A 24,865-nucleotide genomic window follows, 5' to 3' on the forward strand; every position below is an offset into this window, starting at 1 on the left:
AGGATCGCCTCCGCGCGAGCGGGGTTGTCCAGCGCCGGGCCGACCGGGGCGCCGACGGTGGTGAACATCGTCTGGGCGGAATCCTCGTCGAGCGTGGTGACGGCGACTCCCAGGGTGCGCCGCCAGTGCGCGGCAAGCACCGTGCGGGCGGTCGCGACCAGGTACGCCCGTACCTCACCGACGCTAGCCGACACCCGCAGGGGACGCAGCGCCGCCATGAACACCTCGGCCGTCAGGTCCTCGGCGTCCGGACGGTTCCCCACCTTCGCAAACATGATCCTGTACACCCGCTCCACGTTGTCGCGATAGATCTCCTCCCAGCCCGGATAGACGTCATCGGACACCACCCGCAACCGCGGCGGGTCAGGACGCGACAACACGCCGACGCCAGCGCCGCCGCCCCGGCCGGTTCCGACGCCGGCTCCGGCTCGGCCACCCTCGCCACCCAGGTCACCGCCGTCACAGCCGTCACAGCCGTCGCCCGACGCGCCGCCGCCGGTGCCGCCGACCGCCTCCTCTCCCGCCAGGGTGCGTCGTCGGATCCACGCCCGACCACCCGCCACCGGTCGCCACCGCCTCACCCGTACAGATAGACGGCAGGGTTACACCCCGGCACGACCACTGCGGATGGGCGGTTCGGCGGCGCGCACGAGCCCGAACCTCGGCCCGTGCATCCCGGCGCGGGCAGGCGCTNCCCCTCCAGGTAGGCGAGGACGGCGAGCACCCGCCGGTTGTCGTCCTCGGACGGCTGCAGTCCGAGCTTGGTGAAGATGCTGGCCGTGTGCTTGCCGACCGCCTTCTCGGTGATCACCAGGCTGGCCGCGATCGCCGCGTTCGAGCGGCCCTGGGCCATGTGGGCGAGCACCTCGCGCTCCCGCGGGCTGAGCCGGTCCAGCGGCCGGCGGCGGCTGTCGAGCAGCTTCGCCACGACGCTCGGGTCGAGCGCCGTGCCGCCGGCGGCGACGCGCCGCACCGCCGCGATGAACTGCCCGACATCCGAGACCCGGTCCTTGAGCAGGTAGCCGATGCCGCCGAGCCCGTCGGCCAGCAGCTCCCGGGCGTAGAGCTGCTCGACGTACTGGGACAGCACGAGCACCGGCAGGCCGGGAAGCTGCTGGCGGGCGGCGAGCGCCGCCCGCAGGCCCTCGTCGGTGTGACCGGGTGGCAGGCGGACGTCGACCACCGCGACGTCCGGGCGCAGCGCGACGAGATCCCGGACGAGCTGCGGACCGTTGTCGACCGCCGCGACGACCTCGAAGTCGTGCGCCTGGAACAGCCGGATGAGCCCGTCGCGCAGCAGGGTCAGATCCTCGGCGAGCACGATGCGCAGCCGGCTCACTGCAGGCGGCCCGGACCGTGGGGCACGGTGATCGTGATGACGGTGGGCCCGCCCGGCGGGCTGTCGAGGTCGAGACGGCCGTCGAACGTCTCGAGCCGACGCCTGACGCCGCGTAGCCCCAGCCCCGCCGCGGGGTCGGCGCCGCCGATCCCGTCGTCGGTGACGACGATCCGCAGAACGGCCCCGTCATGCCGCAGGCTGATCCCGCCGGCCGTGGCCTGGCTGTGCTTGACGGCGTTGGCGAGACACTCGGCGGTGGCGAAGTAGGCGGCCGACTGCACCGCCGCGGGCAACTGCGCCGGGGCGTCGCCGTCGACGGTCACCGGCAGCGCGAGGTCCAGGGCGAGGGCCCGAAGCGCGCCGGCAAGGCCGCGGTCGGCGAGCACCGCGGGGTGGATGCTGTGCATGACGGTACGCAGGTCGTCCAGGGCGCTGACCGCGGTGGACCGCGCCTCTCGCAGCAGCCGCGCGGTCGCCTCGGGGTCCGCGCGGACCAGGTCCTCCGCCATGCCGAGGCTGAGCGCGAGGGAGACCATGCGTGCCTGGGCACCGTCATGCAGATCCCGTTCGACCCTTGCGAGTTCGGCGGCCTGCCCGTCCAGCACCGCGCGCCTGGTGTGCGCCAGGACGGCGACCCTGGTGGTGAGCTCCTGCTCCCGCCTGTCCGGCAGGCGGCTGACCACCCAGACATACCCGCCGAAGAGGATCGACCACGCGGTGATGCTCCACAGCGGCCAGAAGTACCCACCCCCGGACAGCGCCCACACCGTCACGTCGACCGGCACGATGAGCGCCAACACTGCTCGCCCGGCCGCGAGTCGGCGCCGCCGGCCCGGCGGGTGGCGCCGTGTCCAACCCAGGAGGAACGCGGCGGCAGCGGTGGTGGCGACCCCGAACCAGACCCATCGAGGCCAGAAGTAGCCGCCGCCGGCCACCGCCCACGCGATCGCGACCGCCGCGCACACCACCGCGGCGACCACGGCGACAACGGCGACCACGGACACCGCGGCCACCGCCGGGGCGGTCGGGACCCGCGGGTCGGCCGTCGACCGCCTTGCCGTCCCGCTCACCTCACACCGCCCGGTGCGCGGGACGGGCGGGGCGCGCGCGGACGCCATAGGCGATGCGGCGCAGCACCGTCTCGGCCGGCCCCCGGCGGCCGCGCCGATCCATCGCCCAGGCCCACCCCACCGACCCGGTCCAGACGAGCAGGCCGGCGAGGGTGGCGACGTAGGTGGAACCGCCGAGGTCGAGCGCCCACCGGGAGAACAGTGCCAGCCACACCACCGACTGGGCCAGGTAGGACGTCAGCGACTGCCGTCCCAGGGCCGCCACGGCGTCCACGCAGCGCACGGCCCGATCCGAGCGTGGGTGCCGCGGCCGGGCCAGTCGTGCCGCCGCGAGGCCGAACAGGGCCACGTAACCGGGGCCGGCATACTCGCCCGTGACCGCGTGGAGCCACGACATGCGGTGCACTGTACCCGCGTCGACATGCGCGATACCGGCCGAAACGAAGGCGTACGGCAGCGCGCCGACGATGGCGACACCCAGGCCGGCGCAGGCGACCCGACGCAGGAGCGGCCGGTGCGCGGCCGGGTCTTCGAGGATGCGCCGCCGCGCCGCCCAGATGCCCAGCCAGACGATGACGATGAAGGGAATCACGGTCGCGGTGTGGACGGGCCACTCGGCGAGCCGGTCGAGGACCGAGCGCCCGTAGGACGACGCCGCCAGCGACGGGTCGGCCGCGTTGGTCAGCGTCGCAGGTCCCCGTCGCCACCGCAGGACGACCGCCACCGCGACGGCCGCCGCCTCCAGCGTCTGGAGCCCCCAGAGCCAGAGCACGAGCCGGTGGAAGCGGTCGCCTCGCGGGAGCAGGACGAGTGTCGCGACGATGCCGACGATGCCGTAGGCACCGAGGAAGTCGCCGAAGTAGAGCAGCGTCGCGTGCACGAAGCCGAATCCGATGAGGCAGGCGTTGCGGCGCAGCAGGACACCGCGCCCGCCGTCGGGGTCGGTTGCCCGGCGGCGGGCCAGTTGGACGAGGCTGTAGCCGAACATGACCGCGAACACCGGGTACGCCCGGCTGTTCACCAGCGTGATCATCAGGAAGTCCACGACCCGCTCCGCGCCGTGCGGCGTGCTGTCGATGCCGGGCTGGCCGGCGAAGGCGCAGTTCCCGGCGTTGGCGAGCGCGATGAACAGCAGCATCGCGCCGCGGGCCAGGTCGGGGGCCAGCGCGCGCTGCGGGGAGTGCCGGGGTCCGGGCGGGGCGGCCGTCGCGGGAGGCGTCTGCGTCATGACCCTCAGACTCATGGCGCCCGGCCACCGCCACGAGGGGCCTGGACACCCTCTTCGGCGGGGGGCCTGAACCCCCTGCGCACTCGGACAGGTCCATCCGTGATGCGCGCATCCGGCGTGACATCCGGTGCCAGGACGCTCATGATGACCTTTCGCGATGAAGCGGGGAGGTCGGGTTGTCTGCATCCGGCGACGGGCACGGCGAGTGGATAACCGGCTGGTTGGAACGTGAGGTGGGCGGGAAGGTCGTGCGCGTCGAGCGGCAGGCGCGGTGGCGCCCGGCCTGGTGGGTCGATGTCGAACCGGTGCCGGCGAGGATCCCGGCGCGGTGGGTCTGCGGCACTTCGAGGAGTCCGCCTACCGGAAGTTGAAGAAGCGTCCCGACCCCTTCCAGGAGTTCGTGCTGGGGTGGCTGTCGCGGCANCGTCCCGACTCGCGCGGCCGCGAGTCGGCCATCGTCTGGGACGCCGGGCAGCTNCTGCANTCCGGCGGNCGCATCACCGCGCTGCTCGATCTGGAGTTCGGGCACGTCGGCGACCCCCTGCAGGATCTCGGGGGAATGTGGGTCCGCAGCCCGTTCGTCGCCCTGGGCGACCTCGCCCCTCTCATGCGCCGCTATGAGGAACGCAGCGGCACCGCGGTGGACCTCCAGGCCGTNCATTACCACTACATTCTGTGGGCCCTGTCGAACCAGCTCGAGTTCCACTCCGTGCTCGCCGATCCGGTGCCCGGCACGGACTACATGCTCAACCTGCACTGGTGCATCGAGACCAACCTGATGGCGCTCGANGGAATCGCCACCGNCGTCGGGGTCGAGCTGGNGGAGGTCGCGGAACCCGAGCCGGTCGGGTCGGCGTACGGGCCGGCNCACCNGCANCTGACCCGCTCCCTCGAGGGGCAGGACCTCGGCGCCGGCGCGCAGCGGTACCACAACCGCATGTCCGTGCGGCTCGCCCGACACCTGCAGCGGATCGACGAGATCGGGGCGGCGGTCGTCGCCGCGGACCTCGACGACACCGCCGCCCTGGTGGGACGACGCCCACGGTCGTGGGCGGACGGCGAGCNCGAGCTGGAGGACTTCGTCCTCGCCGACGATGGTCGCCACGACNCCGAGCTCGTCGCGCTGTTCCACCGTCGCCTTCACCGGGCCCGCATGCTCAACGGCCCGGCGGGCTCGTGGATCACCCAGCACCGCGACGTCCCGCAGCCCAGCCTGTAGGGACCGCCACGATCGTCAAGGCCGGGTCTCCCGGAGCCGGACTCGACGTGATCGATCCTCCGGGCCGGGGCTGTGATCGGGGCCGGGGCCGGGGCTGTGGTGGGGTCGGGGTCGGGATCGGAGGGTTGCGACGGTTCGTTAGGCGGCGCGGCGGGAGCTGGACAGAACTGCGCGGATCATCGGGATCTGCAGCGGCAGGCGAGCCCACATGGCGGCGGCCCGAGCGACGTCGCGGGGCCGGCCGCCGCTGCGGCGGGCCTTGGCCGTCGCGTCGAGCGCCGAGTGCAGGTTCCCTGGCCACACCCCGACGAGCAGGGCGGCGCTGGCCGGTCCCGCCCACCGGGCCTTCGTCAGCAACCCGGCCGCGCAGACCAGTTCGGCGACGCCGCTGACGTAGACGACCGCCCGGGGACCGGGCAGCGCCCGCGGGATCAGCGGCTCGAACACGGCGGGACGCACCAGGTGCGTCACCCCGCTGACCAGAAAGGCCCCGCTCATCAGCAACGGGCCGGGCGGGGTGAATTGTGAAGATGTCACGCGTCCCATCGAACCATCGCGGGGTCCCGCAGGTCGCCGGCCACGACGAGGACCCAGCCAGCAGCCGCGCCGCAGCCACGTGCCGATCCCGGCCCTACACTCCCCCGACCCACAGCACTTCCCCGCCCGCAGCACTCCTCCCGCACCCCGAAGCACTCGCCCCGCCCGCAGCACTCCCCGCCCGCAGCACTGCCCGCCCGCAGCACTGCCCGCCCGCAACCCCGGGCCCTCCCGCCAGTCCAGGCCGACGCCGACCGCCCCTCGGCAGTCTGACCCTCGGCCGCCCGACGGACCGGCCGCAGTGGGATCATTACCGGCGGTGCCAGCCACAGGGAGGATGACCGTGTCCAGTTCCCCGACCGACCCCGGCCCCGACCAGGCCCCCGACGCCGNCTGACCCGCTCCCTCGAGGGGCAGGACCTCGGCGCCGGCGCGCAGCGGTACCACAACCGCATGTCCGTGCGGCTCGCCCGACACCTGCAGCGGATCGACGAGATCGGGGCGGCGGTCGTCGCCGCGGACCTCGACGACACCGCCGCCCTGGTGGGACGACGCCCACGGTCGTGGGCGGACGGCGAGCGCGAGCTGGAGGACTTCGTCCTCGCCGACGATGGTCGCCACGACNCCGAGCTCGTCGCGCTGTTCCACCGTCGCCTTCACCGGGCCCGCATGCTCAACGGCCCGGCGGGCTCGTGGATCACCCAGCACCGCGACGTCCCGCAGCCCAGCCTGTAGGGACCGCCACGATCGTCAAGGCCGGGTCTCCCGGAGCCGGACTCGACGTGATCGATCCTCCGGGCCGGGGCTGTGATCGGGGCCGGGGCCGGGGCTGTGGTGGGGTCGGGGTCGGGATCGGAGGGTTGCGACGGTTCGTTAGGCGGCGCGGCGGGAGCTGGACAGAACTGCGCGGATCATCGGGATCTGCAGCGGCAGGCGAGCCCACATGGCGGCGGCCCGAGCGACGTCGCGGGGCCGGCCGCCGCTGCGGCGGGCCTTGGCCGTCGCGTCGAGCGCCGAGTGCAGGTTCCCTGGCCACACCCCGACGAGCAGGGCGGCGCTGGCCGGTCCCGCCCACCGGGCCTTCGTCAGCAACCCGGCCGCGCAGACCAGTTCGGCGACGCCGCTGACGTAGACGACCGCCCGGGGACCGGGCAGCGCCCGCGGGATCAGCGGCTCGAACACGGCGGGACGCACCAGGTGCGTCACCCCGCTGACCAGAAAGGCCCCGCTCATCAGCAACGGGCCGGGCGGGGTGAATTGTGAAGATGTCACGCGTCCCATCGAACCATCGCGGGGTCCCGCAGGTCGCCGGCCACGACGAGGACCCAGCCAGCAGCCGCGCCGCAGCCACGTGCCGATCCCGGCCCTACACTCCCCCGACCCACAGCACTTCCCCGCCCGCAGCACTCCTCCCGCACCCCGAAGCACTCGCCCCGCCCGCAGCACTCCCCGCCCGCAGCACTGCCCGCCCGCAGCACTGCCCGCCCGCAACCCCGGGCCCTCCCGCCAGTCCAGGCCGACGCCGACCGCCCCTCGGCAGTCTGACCCTCGGCCGCCCGACGGACCGGCCGCAGTGGGATCATTACCGGCGGTGCCAGCCACAGGGAGGATGACCGTGTCCAGTTCCCCGACCGACCCCGGCCCCGACCAGGCCCCCGACGCCGATCGGGACGCTGTCCCGTCCCCACCGGCCGACCATGGTGGCGCCGGCCCCGAGCCGGCCGAGCCACCGCGGGGCGGTTCCGCGGAACCGCCGGATGCGTCGTCCGCGGCCCGCCCGCCGCTGCGCCCGGTCGACTGGGACGGCTCGTTCACCCGCACCTGGCAGTCCCGCGACGACAACGAGCTTGCGAATCGTCTCGCCGACGAGCACGAGTTCGAGTCGGACCAGCAAGAGCTTGACCAGATGATGCGGGAGTTTCGGGACAAGGCGAACGCGGCGGCGGACGCGCGTGCACGGGAGGAGCGGGAGCGTGCCGCCGAGCAGTCGGGGCCTGCCGATGGCGCGAGGTCGCGTCTGTTCGACAAGCTGGAGAGGTTCGGCCGGCCGTCCGACGACGCGGACGCCTCCCCGCATGAAGATGGCGGCGGGTCCCCGGACACACGTTGACGGACCACCGCGATTGGCGGAAGACAGGCCAACTCGGTTACGGGCCGAGGCGGGAATATCCGGTTTCGGAGGTCGGTGGCCGTTCGGGTGAGGGCGGTTTGTCGGCGCCCTGGTGTTGGGTGGTGTCGGTGAGAGCGCGACGGGCGCGAATGGTGTCCGGGTGGTAGGGGCCGTGGTCGCGCATCGACTCGGTGAGGATGTCGCGGTAGAGGGGTGCGGCATCTGCGTGCCGGCCGGCCTGGCGGTAGGTGTCGGCGAGGGTGGTCCGGCTGGCGCGGGTGTCGGGATGGTCCTGGCCGAGGGTGTGGGTCCGGACGGCGTGGACGCGTTCGTTGAGGTCCACGACCTGGGGTAGCCGGCCGGTGTCGCGGCACACCTCGGCAAGGCTGGTGGCGGTACGCAGGGTGCGGTCGTCGGCGACGCCGTCGGTCCGGGCTCGGGCGACGAGCTGGCGTTCAAGGTGGTGGCGGGCCGCTTCGGGTTGGCCAGCGTCGCGGTAGTGGGCCGCGAGATCGTCGCGGACCTCTACGGCCCGTGGGTGCGCCCGGCCGAGGAGGCGTTCGTGACGGTCGAGGAGGCGTTCGAGGTGAGGCACGGCCTCACCTGGCCGGCCCGCCGCGATATGGGCGGCGGCAAGTCGTTCTCGGCTCAGGGTGGTCTTGGGATGATCGGGGCCGAGAATGCGTTCGCGGCCGGTCAGGGCCTGGTCGAACAGGGGCACAGCGGATTCAGGCCGTCCGGCCTTGAGGTGCGTGCGTGCGAGAGCGTGGGCGCTGTCGAGGGTACGAGGGTGGTTAGGACCGAGGACATGTTCACGGCTGGTAAGCGCTTGGTCAAGTTCCCGGGCGGCGTCGGCGAGGCGGCCGGCTTGACGGTAGGTGACGCCGAGTTGGTGGCGGCTGTCGAGAGTCTGGGGGTGGTCCGCGCCGAGGATGCGTTCGCGGTCGGTGAAGGTGGGTTCGGCGTGGGCGATGGCGTCGCTGGTGGCGCCGATTCGGCGGTAGGTGATGGCGAGTTGGTGGCGGGTGTTGAGGGTGTCGGGGTGGTCGGGGCCGAGGATGCGTTCGCGGTCGGTGAGGGTGGGTCGCAGGAGGCGGGTTGCCTCGTCGCCGCGGCCGGCGTCGTCGAGGGCGGCGCCGAGGCGGTGGCGGCTTTCCAGGGTGGCGGGATGGTCTTCGCCGAGGACGCGGTGGCGGTCGGCGAGGTTCTGCGCGAACAGGTCGGTGGCATGGTCGAGGTGGCCGGCCTGTTGGTAGGCGCGGGCGAGGGTTTCGCGGCTGGTGAGGGTGTCGGGATGGTCGGGGCCGAGGAGGCGCTCGCGGTCGGTGGCGTTGCGTTCGGCCAGCGGGCCGGCCACGGCGAGGTGGTCGGCGTTGAGGGCGGCGCGGATGTGGGTTTCGCGGGCGGTGAGGGTGTCGGGGTGGTCGGGGCCGTCGAGGCGTTCGTGGGCGGCGACCGCGCGGGCGGCCAGCGGTTCGGCCTGCTCGGGGTGGCCCTGTTCGGTGAGGTAGGCGGCGGCGTGTTCGGCCAGCCAGGNGGTGTGCGGGGTGTCGGTGGCGGGGTCGGTGGCCTCGAGGGTGGCCAGGGTGTGCGGGAGGAGGTCGCGCCAGGGCGGCCAGGCGTCCGGGGTGGCGGCGATCTGCTCGGGCAGGGCGGCGTGGAGCATCCGGCCGAGGGTGTCGACGTGCCGGTCGGCATCCTCGGGGCTGGTGGCGGTGCGGACGGCGGTGCGGACCAGGGGGTGCAGGGCCAGGGCGGCGCCGTCGCGGTGGGCGAGGCCGGCGCGTTCCAGGGTGGCGACCGTGTCGGCCAGCTCCAGCGGATCGCCGGCCACCGCGCGTAGCTCCGCGTCGCCGATCGCCTCCGGCGCGGCCGTGAGCAGCCGCAGCGGCAGNGGGGCGGAGGCGTCGCCGTGCGCGGCGAGGTGCAGGAGCTCGCCTGCGGCCGGCGCGTCCGCGTCGAGCCGGCGGATCGGCTCGGTCCACAGGTTCGCGGCGGTGATTCCGGGCCGTCCGGGCACCTCCCCCTGGCCGAGCACGACGGCGGGCCGGTCGATCAGCGCCGTCAGGTAGGTCTCGGCGGGGACTCGGGCGTGGCCGATGCGGTGCGCCGCCTGGTCGAGGGCCAGCGGATGATTCCCGAGCTGGTGGGCGATCCGCTCCGCGACCGTCCGGTCGACCGCCGGCAGCCGCTCGCTGAGCAACGCCACCGATTCCGCCCGCGTGAACGGGCCGACGGGCACCACCATGCCGGCGCCATCCCAGTCGTCCGAGCGGGAGGTCACCAGGATCCTGCCGGCACTGGTCGACGGCCGCAGCCAGCCGGGCAGTTCACCGAGGCCGGCCGCGTCGTCGAGGACGAGCAGCCACCGGCCGTCGGCGGCATCCAGGCGGGCGAGCACCGCGGCGGGCTCCGCGTGCGCCGGCAGACCCAGCGCCGGTGCGAGTGCCCGCACCCGCTCCCCGACCAGTTCCGGACGTCCCGCCGGCACCCACCACACCGCGTCGAGGTCCATCCGCTGCTGACGGACGTACTCGATGGCCAGGCTGGTCTTCCCGATGCCCGCCAGGCCCGTCACCGCGACCAGCCGGCCGGCGGACATCGCGTCGTCGAGCTGGCCGAGCGTCGCCGTCCGGCCGACGAACCGTGCCGAGGGCCGCGGCACGTTCCACACCGCCGGCAGCTCCCCCGGAAACACCGCCCCAGGGCCACCGGACACCGTCTCCGCCCGCCGGGCGGTCCCCACTCGCCCGGCCTCGGGCCGCCCCTCCCCAGCGTCCCCAGCCTCGGGACGCCCAGCCTCGGGACGCCCAGCCTCGGGACGCCCAGCCTCGGGATGCCCGGCCCCGGGATGCCCGGCCCCGACTCGCTCTGCCTCGCCGCGCACCGCCGCGAGCAGCATCGTCCGCGCGGCCAGCGGGCTGCGGCCGACCAGGTCGATCGGGACGAGCTGGCCGAGCAGGCCGGGGATCGGCCGGTCCGTCACCCGCGCGACCAGCAGCCGGCGTTTACCGTCCATGATCCGCGGGGACCAGGCCGCGCCCCACTCCGTCGGCGCCGTCGGCGAATCCAGGTAGCCGTCCGAGACCACCGCGATGGTGTGGCGTGCCTGCCGCGTCACCCCGTCCAGCCAGGAGGCCCGATGGGTCCCGGGCACCGCGTCCCAGGCGCCGAATGCGACGTGATGCCCGGCGTCCTCCAACGTTGTCGTGATCCACTCAGCCCAGCCGAGCCCGTCCGCGGCGCAGGACACGAAGATGTCGAGAGCGCGACCATCGCCCCCGCCCGTCACCCGAACAGCATGACACAGTCACCCAAACCACTCGATCCGCTGTGGTAGCGACAGCTCGGCGCTGCGGTCGTGCTGCTTCCACCTCGAGGGGATTCGCGTCGCGCGGTTAGCCTTGGGCGATGCGGGAGGTGTGCTTCGGGTCGGCTGATCGGCCGCGGTCGGGCATGATCGCGGGATCGGCCGTCGGGAGGCCGGGCGTCGGGAGGCCGGGCGTCGGGAGGCCAGTCGTCGGGAGGTCGGTCGTCGGGAGGTCGGTCGCCGCCGGTCGTGGTGGCGCCGAGGCGGTGTCGTGCCGGCGCAGGTGAACGGTCGGTTGCCGCGGGGGTCTCTCGACGCCGAGGTGATCCTGGTGGCGGCGGAGCGGCTGGCTGCCGAGGCGGGCCTGGCCGAGGTCACCATCCGCAAGGTGGCCGCGGCCCTCGGGGTGCAGCATCCCGCGGTGCACTACCACTTCCCACGACGGCACAATCTTGTCGACGCGCTGCTGGGGCGAGCGGTGCGGCGCTTCAACGAGGCCCTGCCGGTGATCGACTCCGACGACTGGGAGACGCACCTGCGCGGCTACTGGGAGGGCTTCCGGGCGGTGCTGCGGTCCGATCCGGCGCTGTTCGAGCTGGTGGTGGGTCAGTGGGCGATCATGGGTCGTTCCCAGCAGGCGCTCGATTCCAGTTACGGGCGGATCGACGCGCAGCTCGGGGTGCTGTTGCGGGCGGGCTTCACGCCCGAGCAGGCGGGGTACGCCTACCACCTGCTCTCGACCTACACGCGTGGCTGCCTGGTGAGCGAGCACCAGTTCGCGCGGTTCCTGGGTTCGGACCGGGGCGAGGCGCTGGCGGGGTCGACCGTGAACCTGCCCGGTGACCTCGACCCGTTCCCGAGCCTGCGGGACGTCACGGCGCACGGCTGGTCCTACACGTTCGCGACCGACGCCGACTTCGACAACGGCCTCACCGTGATCATCGCGGGGCTGCGGGCCTGGTTGCCGGCGTCGGACTGACGGGCCGGGCCGGGCCGGGCGGAGCCGAGCCGGCACGGCCGTTCCCTGGACATCCTGACCATTGGTCAGTAACGTCCGCCCCGAAGATTCTGACCATTGGTCAGTACTTGGGGTGTGACGGGTCGTCTGGAGGCCGCCGTGGGCACGTTCGAGTTCACCGACGATCACGAAGCCCTGCGGTCGACGGTGCGGGCGTTCGTCGAGGAGACCTTCCCCGAGGCGCAGGTGCGTCGGCTGATGGCGGCACCGTCGGCGCTGGAGCGTCCCGGCTGGGAGCGGATGGCCCGCGAGCTGGGGCTTCAGGGGCTGGTGGTGCCCGAGGAGCACGGCGGCGCGGGGGCCGGCCCGGTCGAGCTGGCGATCGTGCTGGAGGAGCTCGGACGCCGGCTGGTGCCGGTGCCGTTCCTGTCGACGGCGCTGGCCACGATCGCGCTGGTCGGCGGCGACCGGGCGGTGACCGCGGGCTACCTCGAGGCGGTCGCCGAGGGACGGGTGGTGGCCACGGTCGCCCTCGCCGAGGACGGCGGCGGCTGGGACGCGGCCGGGGTGCACTGCGCCGCGGTCAGCGGCGACGGGGACGGGGGCGGGTGGCGGCTGACCGGGACGAAGTCCTTCGTGCCCGACGGCTTGGACGCCGATCTTCTGGTGGTGGCGGCGCGCACCCCGGCGGGTGTCGGCCTGTTCGCCGTCGACGGTGCCGCGGACGGGGTGTCGCGCAGCGCGCTGGAGGTCTTCGACCTCACCCGGCGGCTGGCCCGGGTGCGACTGGACGGCGTGGCCGCGACCCCGCTTTCGGCCCCGGCGGATGCGGCCGTGTTCGACCGCTTCCTCGACGCCGCCCGGATCGCGGTGGCCGCGGAGCAGGCCGGCGGCGCCGATTTCGCGCTCGCGATGGCCGTCGGCTACGCCAAGGAGCGGGTGCAGTTCGGCCGGGCGATCGGCAGCTTCCAGGCGGTCAAGCACCTGTGCGCCGATGCCTTCGTCGACGTCGAGTCCGCCCGGTCGGCCGCCTACTACGGGGCGTGGGCCCTCGCGCAGGACAGCCCGGAGGTCGCCACGGTCGCGCCGTTGGCCAAGGCGTTCTGCTCGGAGGCGTTCTTCTCGACGGCCCGGACGAACATGCAGGTGCACGGGGGCATCTCGTTCACCTACGAGCACCCGGCCCACCTGTACTACCGGCGCGCCCGCTCCGGCGTGCAGCTCTGGGGCAGTCCCCGCGCGAACCGTGACCTGCTGGCCACCCGAATCGGTCTGTGATCGAAATGGTGATCGACACCGCGGGTGACGCGAACGAGGAGGAGAACCCGATGACCGCGACGACAGGGCCGGGCACGCCGCCGGAGGCGTCGAAGGAGGCGTCTGAGGAGGCGTCTGAGGAGGCGTCGGTGGAGCGGGTGCGCGCGCAGGTGGCGGCGTGGCTGGCCGAGAACTGGCAGCCCGGCGGCGGGGGCCCGCGGTGGCGGGAGCGGCTCGTCGACTCGGGGTGGGCGGCCCCGACCTGGCCGGTCGAGTGGTTCGGGCGCGGCCTGCACCGCGACCTGCGCCGGGTCGTCGCCGAGGAGTTCACCCGGGTGGGCGCGAAACCGGCCGCACTGGATGTGACGCAGTTGTTCGCCAACACGATCCTGGCGCACGGCACCGACGAACAGAAGAGGTCGTTCGTGCGACCGCTGGCCCTCGGTGAGCAGCAGGGCTGCCTGCTCTACAGCGAGCCCGGCGCCGGCTCCGACCTCGCGGCGCTGCAGACCCGGGCCGACCGCGACGGCGACACCTGGGTGGTCAACGGTCAGAAGGTGTGGACGTCGGGAGCACGCGAGGCCACCCACGGCTTCCTCGTCGCGCGCACCGACTGGGACGTGCCCAAGCACCGCGGTCTGACGTTCTTCTGGCTGCCGCTGGACCAGCCGGGAGTCGACATCCGGCCGATCCACCAGGTCACGGGCGGGTCGGAGTTCAACGAGGTGTTCCTCACCGACGCCGTCGTGGCGGACACCCACCGCCTCGGCGACGTCAACGACGGTTGGCGGGTGCTGCAGACCGCGCTCGGCTTCGAGCGGCTGATCATGGGAGCCGCCGCCGGCGGCAGCTCCCGCCAGCGCCGGCGGGCCGGCGGGGGCGAGACGACCCTGGCGGACCGGCAGTCGCCGTGGACCCGGCAGATCGGCGGCGCCGACTACGTCGAGCTGGCGAAGAAGGTCGGCAAGGCCGACGACCCCGTCACCCGCCAGGAGATCGCCCGGCTGTACACGCTGGAGAAGGTCAACGCCTGGAACGGCCTGCGGGCGCGGGCGGACGCCGGGCGCGGCGCGTCGTCACCGCTGGCGTCCATCGGCAAACTCGCCATGTCCCGCATCGTGCACACCGGCGTGGACGTGACCACGAACCTGCTCGGCGCCTCGTCGGTCCTCGACGGCGACACCGACCCAGTCGCCGCGGAGGTCAACCGCTCGTCGTTCGCCGCGTTCGTCACCTCCATCGGCGGCGGCACCGACCAGATCCAGCGGAACATCATCGGCGAACGGGTCCTGGGCCTGCCCCGGGAACCCGAGGTCGACAAGAACGTCCCGTTCCGCGAGGTCCGCAAGGCCCAGGCCACCAGGCGGTTCAGTTGACCACCGCCGAGCCCGCCGCGACCGGCGAACCGCTCGATCTGCCCCTGACCGGCGTGCGGGTCGTCGACCTGACCACCGGACCGCTGGCCGCGATCGGCCGTCACCTCGCCGAATGGGGCGCCGACGTCCTGCGCGTCGAGCCTCCCGGCGGTGCCGCCGACCGCCGCACCGGCCGCCGGGTCGCCGGGGTCTCGCTGGGCTTCGCCGCCGCGAACCTCGGCAAACGCGCCGTGACGCTCGACCTCACCCGGCCCGCCGACCGCACCAGGTTCACCGCCCTGCTGGCCGGCGCCGACATCCTGCTGGAGAGCACCCCGCCCACCGCGCCGGAGGCGGCGACGCTCGACGTCGAGGAGATCCGGNGGGAGCATCCGTCCCTGGTCGTCCTGTCCGCCACGCCGTTCGGCCGGACCGGTCCCCACGCCNGCTGGCAGGCCACCGGCCCGGTGTTCCACGCGTTGTCCGGGGAGCTGTCCCGCTCGGGTATCCCCGGCCGCGCGCCGCTGCTGCCTCCCGGCGACCTGCCCTACGACTGCGCCGCGGCGCAGGCGGTGTTCGTGGTGCTCCTCGCCTACCTCGAACGCCTGCGCACCGGTCTGGGCGACCACCTCGACTTCGCCGTCCTCGACGGCGCGGTCGCCGCACTCGACCCCGGCTACGGCATCGCCGGCAGCGCCACCGCGGGAGTACCCGCCAGCAAACTTCCCCGGGGCCGACCCGAGGCCCGCCACCAGTACCCGATCATCCCCTGCGCCGACGGCTTCGTCCGCCTGTGCATCCTCGCCCCGCGGCAGTGGCGCGCCATGTTCGCGTGGATGGGAAGCCCGGCGCAGTTCGCCGACCCCTCCTACGACAAGCTGACCACCCGCTTCGCCTCCACCACCCTCCTGCCCGCGATCGCACGGTTCTTCGCCGACAGGACACGAGCGGAACTCGAACAGGCCGGGCAGCGTCACGGCGTCCCCACCGCCGCCGTCCTCGACCTCGACGAAGCACTGGAATCCGAGCAGATCCGCGCCCGAGGCGCCTTCACCCCCGTCGAACTCGCCCCGGGGATAGCGGCCCCCTTCCCGAACGGCGTGCTCGAACTGGACGGACACCGCGCCGGAATCCGAGGCCCGGCGCCCGCCCTCCCCCCGGACTCCGCAGCGCCGCCGAGCTGGGCCACCCGACCGGCCCCGGCCCAGGCACCGACCCAGGCACCGACCCAGGACCAGGCCCCGCCCCAGGCACAGGCACAGGCCCCGGCATCGGGCCCGACCCCGGGCCCGACATCGGGCCCGACCCCGGGTTCGGGGGACGCCGCCGCCGATCCGGGCGGCCGGCCGCTCGCCGGGCTGCGCGTCCTCGACCTCGGTGTCATCGTCGTCGGCGCCGAACAGGGACGCCTGCTCGCCGACCAGGGCGCCGACGTCATCAAGGTCGAGAACGACGCCTTCCCCGACGGCAGCCGCCAGGCCCGCGACGGCAACGCCATCACGGTGACCTTCGCCGCCGGCCACCGCAACAAGCGCAGCCTCGGCCTCGACCTGCGTTCTCCACAGGGCAAGGACCTGTTCCTACGGCTGGTCGCCGACACCGACGTCGTGCTCACCAACTACCGTCCCGGCACCCTGGAATCCCTCGGACTCGGCTACGACGTTCTCCGGAACACCAACCCGGCCGTCATCGTCGTGGACAGCTCCGCGTTCGGTGCCACCGGCCCCTGGAGCCGTCGGCTCGGCTACGGACCGCTGGTCCGCGCCTGCGCGGGCCTGACCGCGCAGTGGCGCTACCCCGGCGAAGCGGACGGGTTCTCCGACGCGCTGACCGTCTACCCGGACCACGTCGCCGCCCGCATCGGCATCGCCGGCGTCCTCGCGCTGCTGATCCGCCGCAGCCGCACCGGCACCGGCGGCACCGTCAGCGTCAGCCAGACCGAGGTCATGCTCGGCCACGCGGCCGCGACAGCCGCCGACAAGGCCCTCGTCCGCGCCGGCGCCGCGGTCGACGGGCCCACCGGACCCGACGCGCCCTGGGGCGTGTTTCCCACCGCCGGTGACGACGACTGGTGCGTCGTCACCGTCCGCGGGGACGACGACTGGCAGGCGCTGTGCCGCGTCCTCGACCGCCCCGACCTCGCCACCGAACCTGCCCTCGCCACCGAACCTGCCCTCACCAGCGCGAACGGACGCGCCGCGGCCCGCGATCGGATCGACGCCGCCCTCACCGGCTGGCTCGCCCAGCACGGCGCCGTCGAGGCCATGACCCTGCTGCAGGCGGCCGGCGTACCCGCCGCAGCGATGCTGCGGGTCTCCGAGCTGCCCGCGTTCCCCTATTACACCGAGCGCGGCCTGTTCCGGCTGTCCGGACACCCACACATCAGGCAGAGCTTCTACCTGGAGAACGCACCCGTCCGGTCCGAACGGCTACCCGACCCGCCCGACAACCCCGCTCCCCTGCTCGGTGAACACACCGAACAAATCCTCCGGGCGGAACTCGGCCTCACCGCCGCCGAGGTAGCCGCGCTGCTGTCCGACAACGGCCGGATCGCCGGCGCTTCCCGCTGATCCCGGCGTCTACGACCGGTTGCGGGTGCCCTGATCGATCGGCAGCGTGATGCCGGTGACGTAGCGTCCCTCGTCGCTGACCAGCCAGAGCAGGGCGTTGGTCACGTCGATCGGCTCGATCCAGGGCCGGCCCAGCGGGGAGACCTTCTTCAGCGCCACCATGGTGTCCGCCAGGTTCGGGTTGTCGAGGTCGGGCCGGAAGACGCCGTACTGGGCGCGGTTCTGGGTGACCATCGGGGTGCCGACGGTCCCGGGACACAGGGCGTTGACCCGGATGTCATGGCGGGCCAGCTCGTTGGCCAGCGTCAGCGCGAGGCCGACGACACCGTGCTTGCTCGCGTTGTAGGCGCCGAGATGCGGGATCCCGGCGAGGCCCGCCCCCGAGCTGGTGAGCACGATCGCTCCCCCACGGCCACCGGCGATCATCGGGGGCACGACCGCGCGGATCGTGGTGAACACGCCGGTCAGGTTGACGGAGATCTGCTCGTCCCACTCGGCCGGCGTGATCTCCCAGAGCTTCGCGAGCCGAGGGGAGATGCCGGCGTTGGCGGAGACGATGTCCAACCTGCCGAGTTCGCCGACCCCGCGGTCCACGAGCGCCTGGAGCGCGTCGGCGTCGCGGACGTCGGCCTGGCCCCACACGACGCGGCGGTCCAGGGCCTCGACCGCCGCCACCGTCTCGGCGAGGTCGGCGTCGGTCCCGAGCCCGTACTCGAGCGTCGGCAGGTCCTTGAGCACGTCCACGAGGATCAGGTCCGCACCCTCCTCGGCCAGCCGCACCGCATGTGACCTTCCCTGCCCGCGGGCCGCACCTGTGACCAGCGCGACCTTGCCCTCAAGACGACTCATCAGCGGCCTCCTCCTCGGCGGTGCCCGGCCTCGCGGTCAGCTCGGGACGCTACCCACCCGCGCTGGCTTGGTCAACAGACGACAAGATCTGTTGATTGAAGTCCAAGAAAGTCCTTCTCTCGCGACAGATCACACTTGTTTTCCAGCCACAAAGACGACAAACTTCGAGAACTGTCGTGTGTAGATCCCGAGTGGACTGGTGCCGCCCGGACGGAGGCAGGTGATCGGCGTGAGCGGCGCGTCGCACCGGGTGCCGAGCCCGTGGTTCGATGTCGACTCGCCGTTCGGCGGCCACAAGCAGAGCGGACTCGGCCGTGAGGTCGGACGCGAGGGCCTGGAGGACCTCATGGAGATCAAGACAGTGAGCTTCCCCGTCTAGATGGCCCGAACCCGGCCGGCGCGGTGGGGCGACCACGCCCCGACCACCGAGGACGAGGCCCGCGAACGCATCCTGCTCGCGGCGATGCGCTGCTACCTGCGGCACGGGGTCGCCCGGACGACCGTGGAGGACATCGCCCGCGAGGCGCTGATCCACCGAACCACCGTGTACGCCTACTTCAGAAGCCGCGACGAGGTGCTCGCCGGGGTGGTGCTCCTCGAGGCCCGCGGGCTCATGGCCGCCTCCGACCGGATCATGAGCGGTGACGGCCGGTTCGAGGACAGGTTGGTCGACGCGTTCCTCGCCGCCCGGCGGGCGGTCGCGCAGTCGCCGTTCCTGTCCCTGCTGTTCGACCGCGACAACGCCGCCCAGACGGTCGGTGCCGCCTACGCCTCGGGCGTGATCCAGCAGCGGACCCTGCCCACGCTCACCGGCTACATCGCCACCGCTCAGGAGAACGGCGAGCTACGCGACGATGTCGGCGCCCCCGCGATGGCCCGCTGGCTGCTGCGCGTCCAGAACATGCTCATGACCGATCCACCCGAGGACAGCGACGCCGTCGAGGCGACCCTGCGGATGTTCGTCGTCGCCTCCATCGCGCCCCGGCCGCCGCACAGATCGGCGACCTGACAGAACGGCGACACGACAGAACGGCGAATCGACAGAACGGCGACCTGGCAGAACGGTGCCGAGCAGAGGACCGAGCGGACCGGCGGCCGCGGCTATTCACGCGCTTGCTGTGCGCGGCGGAGACCACCCTGGGCGGCAGCCAGATCCAGGGCGGTGATCATCCGCTTTTCCGGGGTCGGGTGACGCAGCGGCGCGCCGAGACGGTGCAGATGCCGCAGCGCCTCGCCGTAGGAGGCCAGCGCGCCGGTCTCCCGGTAGCCGACGCCGTGCGCCTGGCAGAACGCGCGGATCAGCGGCTGGGCCCGGCGCAGGCTCGGTCGCGGCATGCTCGGGAACAGGTGGTGTTCGATCTGGTAGTTCAACCCCCCGAACACGACGTCGGTGGCCCGACCGCCCCGGATGTTGCGCGCGGTCACCACCTGCCGGCGCAGGAAGTCGGGCTCGTCGCCGGGGAGAATCGTCATTCCCTTGTGGTTCGGAGCGAACGCGCATCCCATGTACAGGCCGAACAGCGCCTGATGGACCAGCACGAAGACCACCGCCTTGACCGGCGGGAGAACCAGGGCGACGGCGGTCAGGTAGCCGGCGAGGTGAACCACCAGCAAGACCACTTCGGCGGCCGCGGTCCGGTCCCGCCGCCCGGTCCGGTCCCGCCGCCCGGTCCGGTCCCGCCGCCCGGCCAGCTCCCGCACGCTGGCAACGTGCAGGTTCAGCCCCTCCAGCAGGAGGATCGGGAAGAACAGGTACGCCTGGTGGCTCGTCAGCCAGCGCGCCCACCCGCGGCGCCGCCCGGCCTCGGCGGCGGTGAACACGAACGCGCCGGGAGCGATGTCCGGGTCGCGGCCCACCTGGTTGGGATGGCGATGGTGACGGTTGTGCTTGGCCACCCACCAGCCGTAACTCAGCCCCACCAGCACATTTCCCGATAGCAGGCCCACGAGATCGTTGCCACGGCGGCCGCTGCAGATCTGGCGGTGGCCCGCGTCGTGCCCGATGAACGCCACCTGGGTGAACATCACCGCGAGAAACGCCGCCGTGGCCACCTGCCACCACGAGTCTCCCAGCACGACGAACGCCCACCAGCCGCCGGCCAGCAGGCTCAGGTTCACCGCGATCCGCCCGGAATACCAGCCGGCCCGACGATCCAGCAACGCCGCGCCCGTGACCCGGCGCCGCAGTTCGGCGTACTCGCTGCCACGGACCGCCGCAGCCGGTCCCATCACCGGCGTCGGGGTGAGTTCTGCTGCACTGAATCCGGCCACGGCGTCCACGCCCATGGTCATCCCTCTCAGCCGAGAATGCATCAGCGAGAGGGAACCCGGAACAGGCGTACGGACCAGACCAGGACGAGAACACTGCCACGCTGAAGTGACAACGATCAGACTACCCCAGCCCTCGGGTTCTCAACTCGGCTTGCTGCGCCGCGGTCGAGATGCCCTGGTGGCGGCGTGATCGAGCAGGCGCTGCGCGGGAATCTCCCGGGCGACGACCGCGCGAGCGACATCGGTGAGTCGCAGATTGTGGTCGCGGGCATAGGTCCGCAGCCGACCGAACGCCTCGTCCATCTCGAGGTCCCCGCGCTGCGCCAGAAAGCCCTTGGCCTGTTCCAGGACGACCCTGCTGCTCAGCGCACCCTTCAACTGCTCGTTGATCACCATCTGATCCGTGGCCGCCTTGTCCTGCACGATCGCCACACTCGCCACGTGCGCGAGTGCCTGGCCGAGGCTCAGATCGTCCTCGTTGAGCGTCCCGACCTGCGTGCCGAACAGCCCGAGGGCGCCCAGGACCGTGTCCCGCAACCGCATCGGCAGGGCATGGACCGAGACGAAGCCGGCCTGCGTGGCGGCGGCGACGAACCGCGGCCAGCGCGCCGTGGCCGTGCGCAGGTCGGCGACGCTGACGGNCGCGCCCCCGCGGTAGCAGTCCAGGCACGGGCCCTGGTCACGCTGGAGCTGGAGCAGTTCCAGGTTGCGGGTGCGTTCGGAGGACGCCGCCACCATGTGCAGGGTGCCGTGCTGATCGGCCAGGAGCAGGCCCGCGGACTCGACGTCGAGCAGCCGCGCACAGTCCGCGGTCAGCCCGTCCAGGAGGTCCACCACGTCGAAGCGGTCCACCAGACTGTTCGCCAGCGACACGAAGGCCCGGGTGACCTGACGCTCCCGCTCGGCGCTCACGAGATCATCCCCGGGTCGTCGTCCGGGAAGGCCCAGGCACTGTCATCGTCGAGAGCCACCTGACGCTGCACCACCCGCCAGGCCGCCTCGCTCGCGGTCAGGTCGTGCGCGAACGCGTAGGCTCGCAGTCGTACCAGCGCCTCGGCCGGATCGACGTCACACTGAGCCATGATCATCCCAGTGGCCTGGTAGACCTCGACCCGCTCGAGGGAGGCAAACTCGCGTGTCCCCTCGCCGCTGTCACCGGCAGCCTCCCCCTCGAGATCCCCGCCCGCCAGATCCAGCAGCGGCAACGTGGCCAGCCTTGCGGCGAACAGACCACCCGCCAGGTTCTCTCCGCCGAGCGGGCCGGGAGTGTGGCGAAACAGGTCCAGGGCGCCGATGGGCGCTCCGGCGAGCACCACGGGCAGGGCGAACACCGCTCGTACTCCGACGGCCATCACCGCGCCGGCGAACACCGGCCACGGGGTCTCGGTCGTCAGCGTGAGGTCCGGGACCAGCGCCGGGCGGCCGTCGCGCACCGCGTCGAGACACGGGCCTTCCCCGAAGGTGAACTGGAGCTCGTCCAGTCGCCGACTCAGCGCGCCACTGGAACCGAACGTCCCCGTTGAGACGCCGTCACGCACCACCGAGACCGCTGCCCCGTCGACCCCGAGAAGCCGCACGCACGCCCGACACAGACCATCGGCCGCCGCCAGGCCGCTCTCGGCCGCCACCGCCGCACCGAGACCGGACCGGACACGCTCACTCGAGGCGATAGCCCCTCCCCAACGTCGGGCCGCACTGCCCACATCCATGCACCGGCGAAGGTCCGCCAACCACCCGCTGGACATTTACAGCGTACGGGGATCCACGGGCGACGGACGCACCGGTAACCGTCCGGTTCACCGCCGCGGCGGTGAACCGGACGGTCGGATCGTGGATCCACTACCTCGGCTCCCCGGGGCCGATGGTCGGCCTTGCGGTGAGACGTCCGACATGCCACAATCGCGGTGGCTTCAGAGAGCCGACGTCGCTCCAGACTCCCGGTGACGCGTTGATCTTCAGCGTGCAAGGGAGTCCACGGGCATGAGGGTCTCAGCGGATTCCCCTGAGACGACGGTGGTCAGCGGAATCCTTTTTCGGATCCCTGTGCACTGCATCTGGCGTAGACCCATCCCCTCCAGCCGCGTCGGTTTCGATCGGCACTGCGGCCCCGTCGCGCCGGCTTTCGCGGCTCCAGCCGGCCGCGGATGACATCCGGCGATTCCTCGTTACCGAGGAACACCCGGTGAAGAGGGAATCAGTCGAGGCCGACGCCGAGCCCCCTCCAATCGGATCCCGGCGGCATACCTGGGTTGCCGAGAGGCTGGCGGTGACGGTCCATCGCGGATCCGCCGAAACCAGCGTCGAGGTGAGTGGAGAGGTCGACCTGGCCAGCGTCGGGGCGTTTCGCTCGGCGCTGCTCGCGGCCGTTCGCACCGAGGCACCCACCGTCGTGGTCGACCTCGCCGAGGTCGATTTCCTCGACGCCCTGGGGCTGGGAGCCCTGGTCTCCGCCCGCAAGCGCGCAATCATGTCGGGGCAGCGCCTGGTCGTGATCGGGGCCCGCCCCCTGGCCTACCGACTGTTCGTTCTCACCGACCTCGCGGGACCCTTCGACGTCCGTCGCCGCGAAGCCCCTCCTACCGAATCCCCGCGTCTACGGCCCCGACCGCGACTGGCACCGTAACCGCGACTGGCACCGCAACCACAACTGGCACCGCAACCGCGACTGGCACCGCAACCGCGGCTCACGCGGATCCGGACCCGGACGCATCGAGTCAGGTCGGGCAGCGGGCGTCGTCGGAGTAGATGATGAACGCGTCTGGCGGGATGGTCACCCGCACCGCGGTGCCCGGTGCCAGGCCCGGCAGGCGGCCGGTCGGCAGATCCGCCATCAGCTCCGGCTCGCCGGCCAGGTGGACGCGGACGAATCCGGGGTGCGCGACGACGCGCCGGACGTGATCGGCGCGCTCGGCCTGGCCGGTGAGCCCTGTCGGGCCGCCGGTGACCTGCGCCGGGCCGCCGACGCCCGCCGCGCCGGTGATGCTCAGGTGCACCGCCGACGGGGCGATCGTGGCGAGGACCGGCCCGTCGGCGCACCCCGGGGCCGGCGCGAGCAGCGCGCCGAAGCGGGCGACGCCGCCGCCGACCTGCCCGGTCAGCAGGTTCGCGCCCACGAGCTTCGCCACGAAACGCGACCGCGGACGGGCGACCACGTCCGCGGTCGCGCCCTCGTCGACGACCCGGCCGCCGTCGAGGACGACGAGCCGGTCGGCCAGGGCGAGGGCATCGTTCGGGTCGTGGGTGACCAGCACGGTGCTGCCGGCGTAGGAACTCAGGTGGTCGGCGAGATCGTCGCGCAGGTCCAGGCGTGACTCGGCGTCCAGCGCCGCGAAGGGCTCGTCGAGCAGCAGCAGCTCCGGCCGGACAGCGAGCGCACGAGCCAGCGCCACCCGCTGCGCCTGGCCGCCCGACAGGGTCTCCGGCCGGGCGCCGGCGTGTTCGCGCAGGCCCACCCGGTCCAGCCAGCCCGCGGCGGCGACCCCGGCCGCCCGCCGGCGCACTCCCCGCGCCCGCAGGCCGAAGGCGACGTTGTCCAGGACCGACAGCCGCGGGAAGAGCCGATAATCCTGGAACATCACGCCCACGGACCGTTTCGCCGGCGGGAGGAAGGCGCCCGTGGCCGGGTCGTCGAGGACGCTGCCGTGCAGGACGATCCGGCCGGCGCGCAGGCGGGTCAGCCCGGCCAGGCAGCGCAGGGCCGTGGACTTGCCCGCCCCGTTCGGGCCGACGATGGCGAGCACCGTGCCCGGTGCGGCGGCGAGCTGGGCGTCGAGGGTGAACGCCCCTCGGCTGACGCCCAGCCGGGCCTGCAGCCCGGCGGCTGGCCCCACGGCTGGTCCGGCGGCTGGTCCGGCGGCTGGTCCGGCGGCTGGCTCGGCGGCTGGCTCGGCGGTCACGGGTTGCCGACCATCCGACGGTCCCGCAACGCCAGCAGGGCGCCGAGTGACAGCACGAACAGCACCAGGCTGAGCACCACCGCGTCCTGCGGCCTGGTCTGCAGGGCGATGAACACGGCCAGCGGCGTCGTCTGCGTCGTGCCCGACAGGTTCCCGGCGAAGGTGAGCGTAGCGCCGAGCTCGCCGAGTGCCCGGGCCCAGCACAGCGTGGCCCCCGCGCCGAGCGAGGGGGCCAGCATGGGCAGGGTGATGCGGCGCAGCACCATGAGCCGCCCGGCGCCGAGCGTCTCCGCCGCCTCCTCGTAGCGGACGCCGGTCTGGACGATGCCGGCCTCCACCGCCAGGACGAGGAACGGCATCGAGACGAACGCCGAGGCCACCATGACCCCGAGCGTGGTGTAGGGCAGCGAGATCCCGAACTCGCGGTACCCCCAGCGGCCGACCAGGCCGCCGCGGCCGAACGCGTACAGCAGGGCCACCCCGCCGACCACCGGCGGAAGGATCATCGGCAGGGTCACGAGGCCCCGCACCAGGCCGCGGCCGGGGAAACGGCCGCGGGCGAGCAGCCAGGCGAGCGGCACACCGAGCACGATCGCGATCAGAGTCGACCCGATCGGGCAGATCAGGGACAGGTACAGGGCGCTGCGCACGTCGGGGGCGCGCAACTGGACCGGGACCGCGGTCCAGGGCACGTTCACCAGCAGTCCGACCAGTGGCAGCACGAGGAACATCACACCGAGCAGCGCCGGCGGGACCGTCCACAGCGGCAGGCCGTGCCCGCCACGGTGGCCGCCGCGCTCTCGACGGCGCCACGGCAAGCGACGCGGATCCGGCGTCGTCGCATCAGGCGTCATCAGGTTCGGCGTCATCGCCTTCGGCTACAGAGGGTTCGGCGT

The 24,865-nt window shown here is 73.0% G+C and carries 20 protein-coding genes and 6 pseudogenes; 10 read left to right on the top strand and 16 right to left on the bottom strand.

The features are described 5' to 3' along the window. The 6 genes and pseudogenes from UK82_RS27055 to UK82_RS27090 all read right to left on the bottom strand — a co-directional run. Window positions 1-347 (bottom strand): sigma factor (locus tag UK82_RS27055; RefSeq protein WP_055410171.1); only part of this gene is annotated, 347 nt, incomplete at its 3' end. Window positions 348-694: 347 nt separating this feature from the next. Continuing rightward, window positions 695-1,330: pseudogene (locus UK82_RS27060) on the bottom strand (LuxR C-terminal-related transcriptional regulator); the annotation flags it as partial. A 5-nt stretch (window positions 1,331-1,335) separates the two neighbouring features. Further along, window positions 1,336-2,409, bottom strand: coding sequence for a sensor histidine kinase (locus tag UK82_RS27065; RefSeq protein WP_052681124.1), 1,074 nt, complete (start codon window positions 2,407-2,409; stop codon window positions 1,336-1,338). Window position 2,410: 1 nt separating this feature from the next. Beyond that, entirely contained in the window at window positions 2,411-3,637 is a 1,227-nt protein-coding gene (locus UK82_RS27070) for a DUF418 domain-containing protein (RefSeq protein WP_044885503.1), read from the bottom strand. A gap of 1,357 nt (window positions 3,638-4,994) precedes the next feature. After that, complete coding sequence (locus UK82_RS27080) at window positions 4,995-5,402, bottom strand: hypothetical protein (protein WP_044885505.1); 408 nt, start codon at window positions 5,400-5,402, stop codon at window positions 4,995-4,997. A gap of 864 nt (window positions 5,403-6,266) precedes the next feature. Then, complete coding sequence (locus UK82_RS27090) at window positions 6,267-6,674, bottom strand: hypothetical protein (RefSeq protein ID WP_044885505.1); 408 nt, start codon at window positions 6,672-6,674, stop codon at window positions 6,267-6,269. 334 nt (window positions 6,675-7,008) lie between these two features. Between UK82_RS27090 and UK82_RS27095 the strand changes: the two genes are divergently transcribed. Then, entirely contained in the window at window positions 7,009-7,503 is a 495-nt protein-coding gene (locus UK82_RS27095; protein WP_152990033.1) for a hypothetical protein, read from the top strand. Window positions 7,504-7,540: 37 nt separating this feature from the next. Here the strand turns inward: UK82_RS27095 and UK82_RS40450 are convergent. The 3 genes and pseudogenes from UK82_RS40450 to UK82_RS40460 all read right to left on the bottom strand — a co-directional run. Further along, window positions 7,541-9,039 (bottom strand): tetratricopeptide repeat-containing protein (locus UK82_RS40450; RefSeq protein ID WP_236706498.1); only part of this gene is annotated, 1,499 nt, incomplete at its 5' end. Between the two features lies 1 nt (window position 9,040). Beyond that, window positions 9,041-9,397, bottom strand: a pseudogene (locus UK82_RS40455) (hypothetical protein); the annotation flags it as partial. Between the two features lies 1 nt (window position 9,398). Then, window positions 9,399-10,795 (bottom strand): annotated as a pseudogene (locus UK82_RS40460) (TIR domain-containing protein); the annotation flags it as partial. A gap of 289 nt (window positions 10,796-11,084) precedes the next feature. On the opposite strand from UK82_RS40460, the gene UK82_RS27105 reads away from it, so the two are divergent. From UK82_RS27105 to UK82_RS27120, 6 genes and pseudogenes are all read left to right on the top strand, one after another. Then, window positions 11,085-11,792, top strand: coding sequence for a TetR/AcrR family transcriptional regulator (locus UK82_RS27105; protein WP_055410135.1), 708 nt, complete (start codon window positions 11,085-11,087; stop codon window positions 11,790-11,792). Between the two features lie 114 nt (window positions 11,793-11,906). After that, window positions 11,907-13,049 (top strand): acyl-CoA dehydrogenase family protein, encoded by a 1,143-nt coding sequence (locus UK82_RS27110; protein ID WP_236706499.1) that lies wholly within the window; start codon window positions 11,907-11,909, stop codon window positions 13,047-13,049. 50 nt (window positions 13,050-13,099) lie between these two features. Next, window positions 13,100-14,404, top strand: coding sequence for an acyl-CoA dehydrogenase family protein (locus UK82_RS27115; RefSeq protein ID WP_055410176.1), 1,305 nt, complete (start codon window positions 13,100-13,102; stop codon window positions 14,402-14,404). Beyond that, on the top strand, window positions 14,401-14,766 hold a 366-nt coding region (locus UK82_RS40465), incomplete at its 3' end, for a CoA transferase (protein ID WP_236706500.1). The genes UK82_RS27115 and UK82_RS40465, both read left to right, overlap by 4 nt. Window position 14,767: 1 nt before the next feature. Then, window positions 14,768-14,829: pseudogene (locus UK82_RS40470) on the top strand (hypothetical protein); the annotation flags it as partial. Window position 14,830: 1 nt separating this feature from the next. Then, a pseudogene (locus tag UK82_RS27120) lies at window positions 14,831-16,953 on the top strand (CoA transferase); the annotation flags it as partial. Window positions 16,954-16,962: 9 nt separating this feature from the next. On the opposite strand, the gene UK82_RS27125 reads toward UK82_RS27120, so the two are convergent. Beyond that, window positions 16,963-17,802 (bottom strand): mycofactocin-coupled SDR family oxidoreductase, encoded by an 840-nt coding sequence (locus UK82_RS27125; protein ID WP_044885510.1) that lies wholly within the window; start codon window positions 17,800-17,802, stop codon window positions 16,963-16,965. A gap of 229 nt (window positions 17,803-18,031) precedes the next feature. On the opposite strand from UK82_RS27125, the gene UK82_RS40475 reads away from it, so the two are divergent. Both UK82_RS40475 and UK82_RS27130 read left to right on the top strand, forming a co-directional pair. Next, window positions 18,032-18,181, top strand: coding sequence for an aldehyde dehydrogenase family protein (locus tag UK82_RS40475; RefSeq protein ID WP_255649208.1), 150 nt, complete (start codon window positions 18,032-18,034; stop codon window positions 18,179-18,181). Further along, complete coding sequence (locus UK82_RS27130) at window positions 18,182-18,811, top strand: TetR/AcrR family transcriptional regulator (RefSeq protein ID WP_052681106.1); 630 nt, start codon at window positions 18,182-18,184, stop codon at window positions 18,809-18,811. A 92-nt stretch (window positions 18,812-18,903) separates the two neighbouring features. Here UK82_RS27130 and UK82_RS27135 read toward each other — a convergent pair whose 3' ends face one another. The 4 genes and pseudogenes from UK82_RS27135 to UK82_RS27145 form a co-directional block, all read right to left on the bottom strand. After that, complete coding sequence (locus UK82_RS27135; protein WP_044885574.1) at window positions 18,904-20,031, bottom strand: acyl-CoA desaturase; 1,128 nt, start codon at window positions 20,029-20,031, stop codon at window positions 18,904-18,906. Window positions 20,032-20,214: 183 nt separating this feature from the next. Then, window positions 20,215-20,714 (bottom strand): GAF and ANTAR domain-containing protein (locus tag UK82_RS40480; protein WP_236706501.1); only part of this gene is annotated, 500 nt, incomplete at its 5' end. Window position 20,715: 1 nt separating this feature from the next. Further along, a pseudogene (locus tag UK82_RS40485) lies at window positions 20,716-20,985 on the bottom strand (transcriptional regulator); the annotation flags it as partial. Next, the gene (locus tag UK82_RS27145; protein ID WP_044885512.1) at window positions 20,982-21,701 is read right to left on the bottom strand and encodes a GAF and ANTAR domain-containing protein; all 720 of its coding nucleotides are present in this window, start codon (window positions 21,699-21,701) and stop codon (window positions 20,982-20,984) included. The pseudogene UK82_RS40485 and the gene UK82_RS27145, both read right to left, overlap by 4 nt. Before the next feature lie 638 nt (window positions 21,702-22,339). Here UK82_RS27145 and UK82_RS33820 point away from each other — a divergent pair. Beyond that, complete coding sequence (locus tag UK82_RS33820) at window positions 22,340-22,696, top strand: STAS domain-containing protein (RefSeq protein ID WP_052681108.1); 357 nt, start codon at window positions 22,340-22,342, stop codon at window positions 22,694-22,696. 91 nt (window positions 22,697-22,787) lie between these two features. On the opposite strand, the gene UK82_RS27155 is transcribed toward UK82_RS33820, so the two are convergent. Together UK82_RS27155 and UK82_RS27160 are read right to left on the bottom strand one after the other, a co-directional pair. Further along, entirely contained in the window at window positions 22,788-23,969 is a 1,182-nt protein-coding gene (locus tag UK82_RS27155; protein WP_055410141.1) for an ABC transporter ATP-binding protein, read from the bottom strand. After that, window positions 23,966-24,823, bottom strand: coding sequence for an ABC transporter permease (locus UK82_RS27160; RefSeq protein ID WP_173667361.1), 858 nt, complete (start codon window positions 24,821-24,823; stop codon window positions 23,966-23,968). The genes UK82_RS27155 and UK82_RS27160 overlap by 4 nt, the downstream gene beginning before the upstream one ends. Window positions 24,824-24,865: the final 42 nt, after the last annotated feature.

The organism is Frankia sp. ACN1ag (genome assembly GCF_001414035.1).
GTDB lineage: Bacteria > Actinomycetota > Actinomycetes > Frankiales > Frankiaceae > Frankia > Frankia torreyi.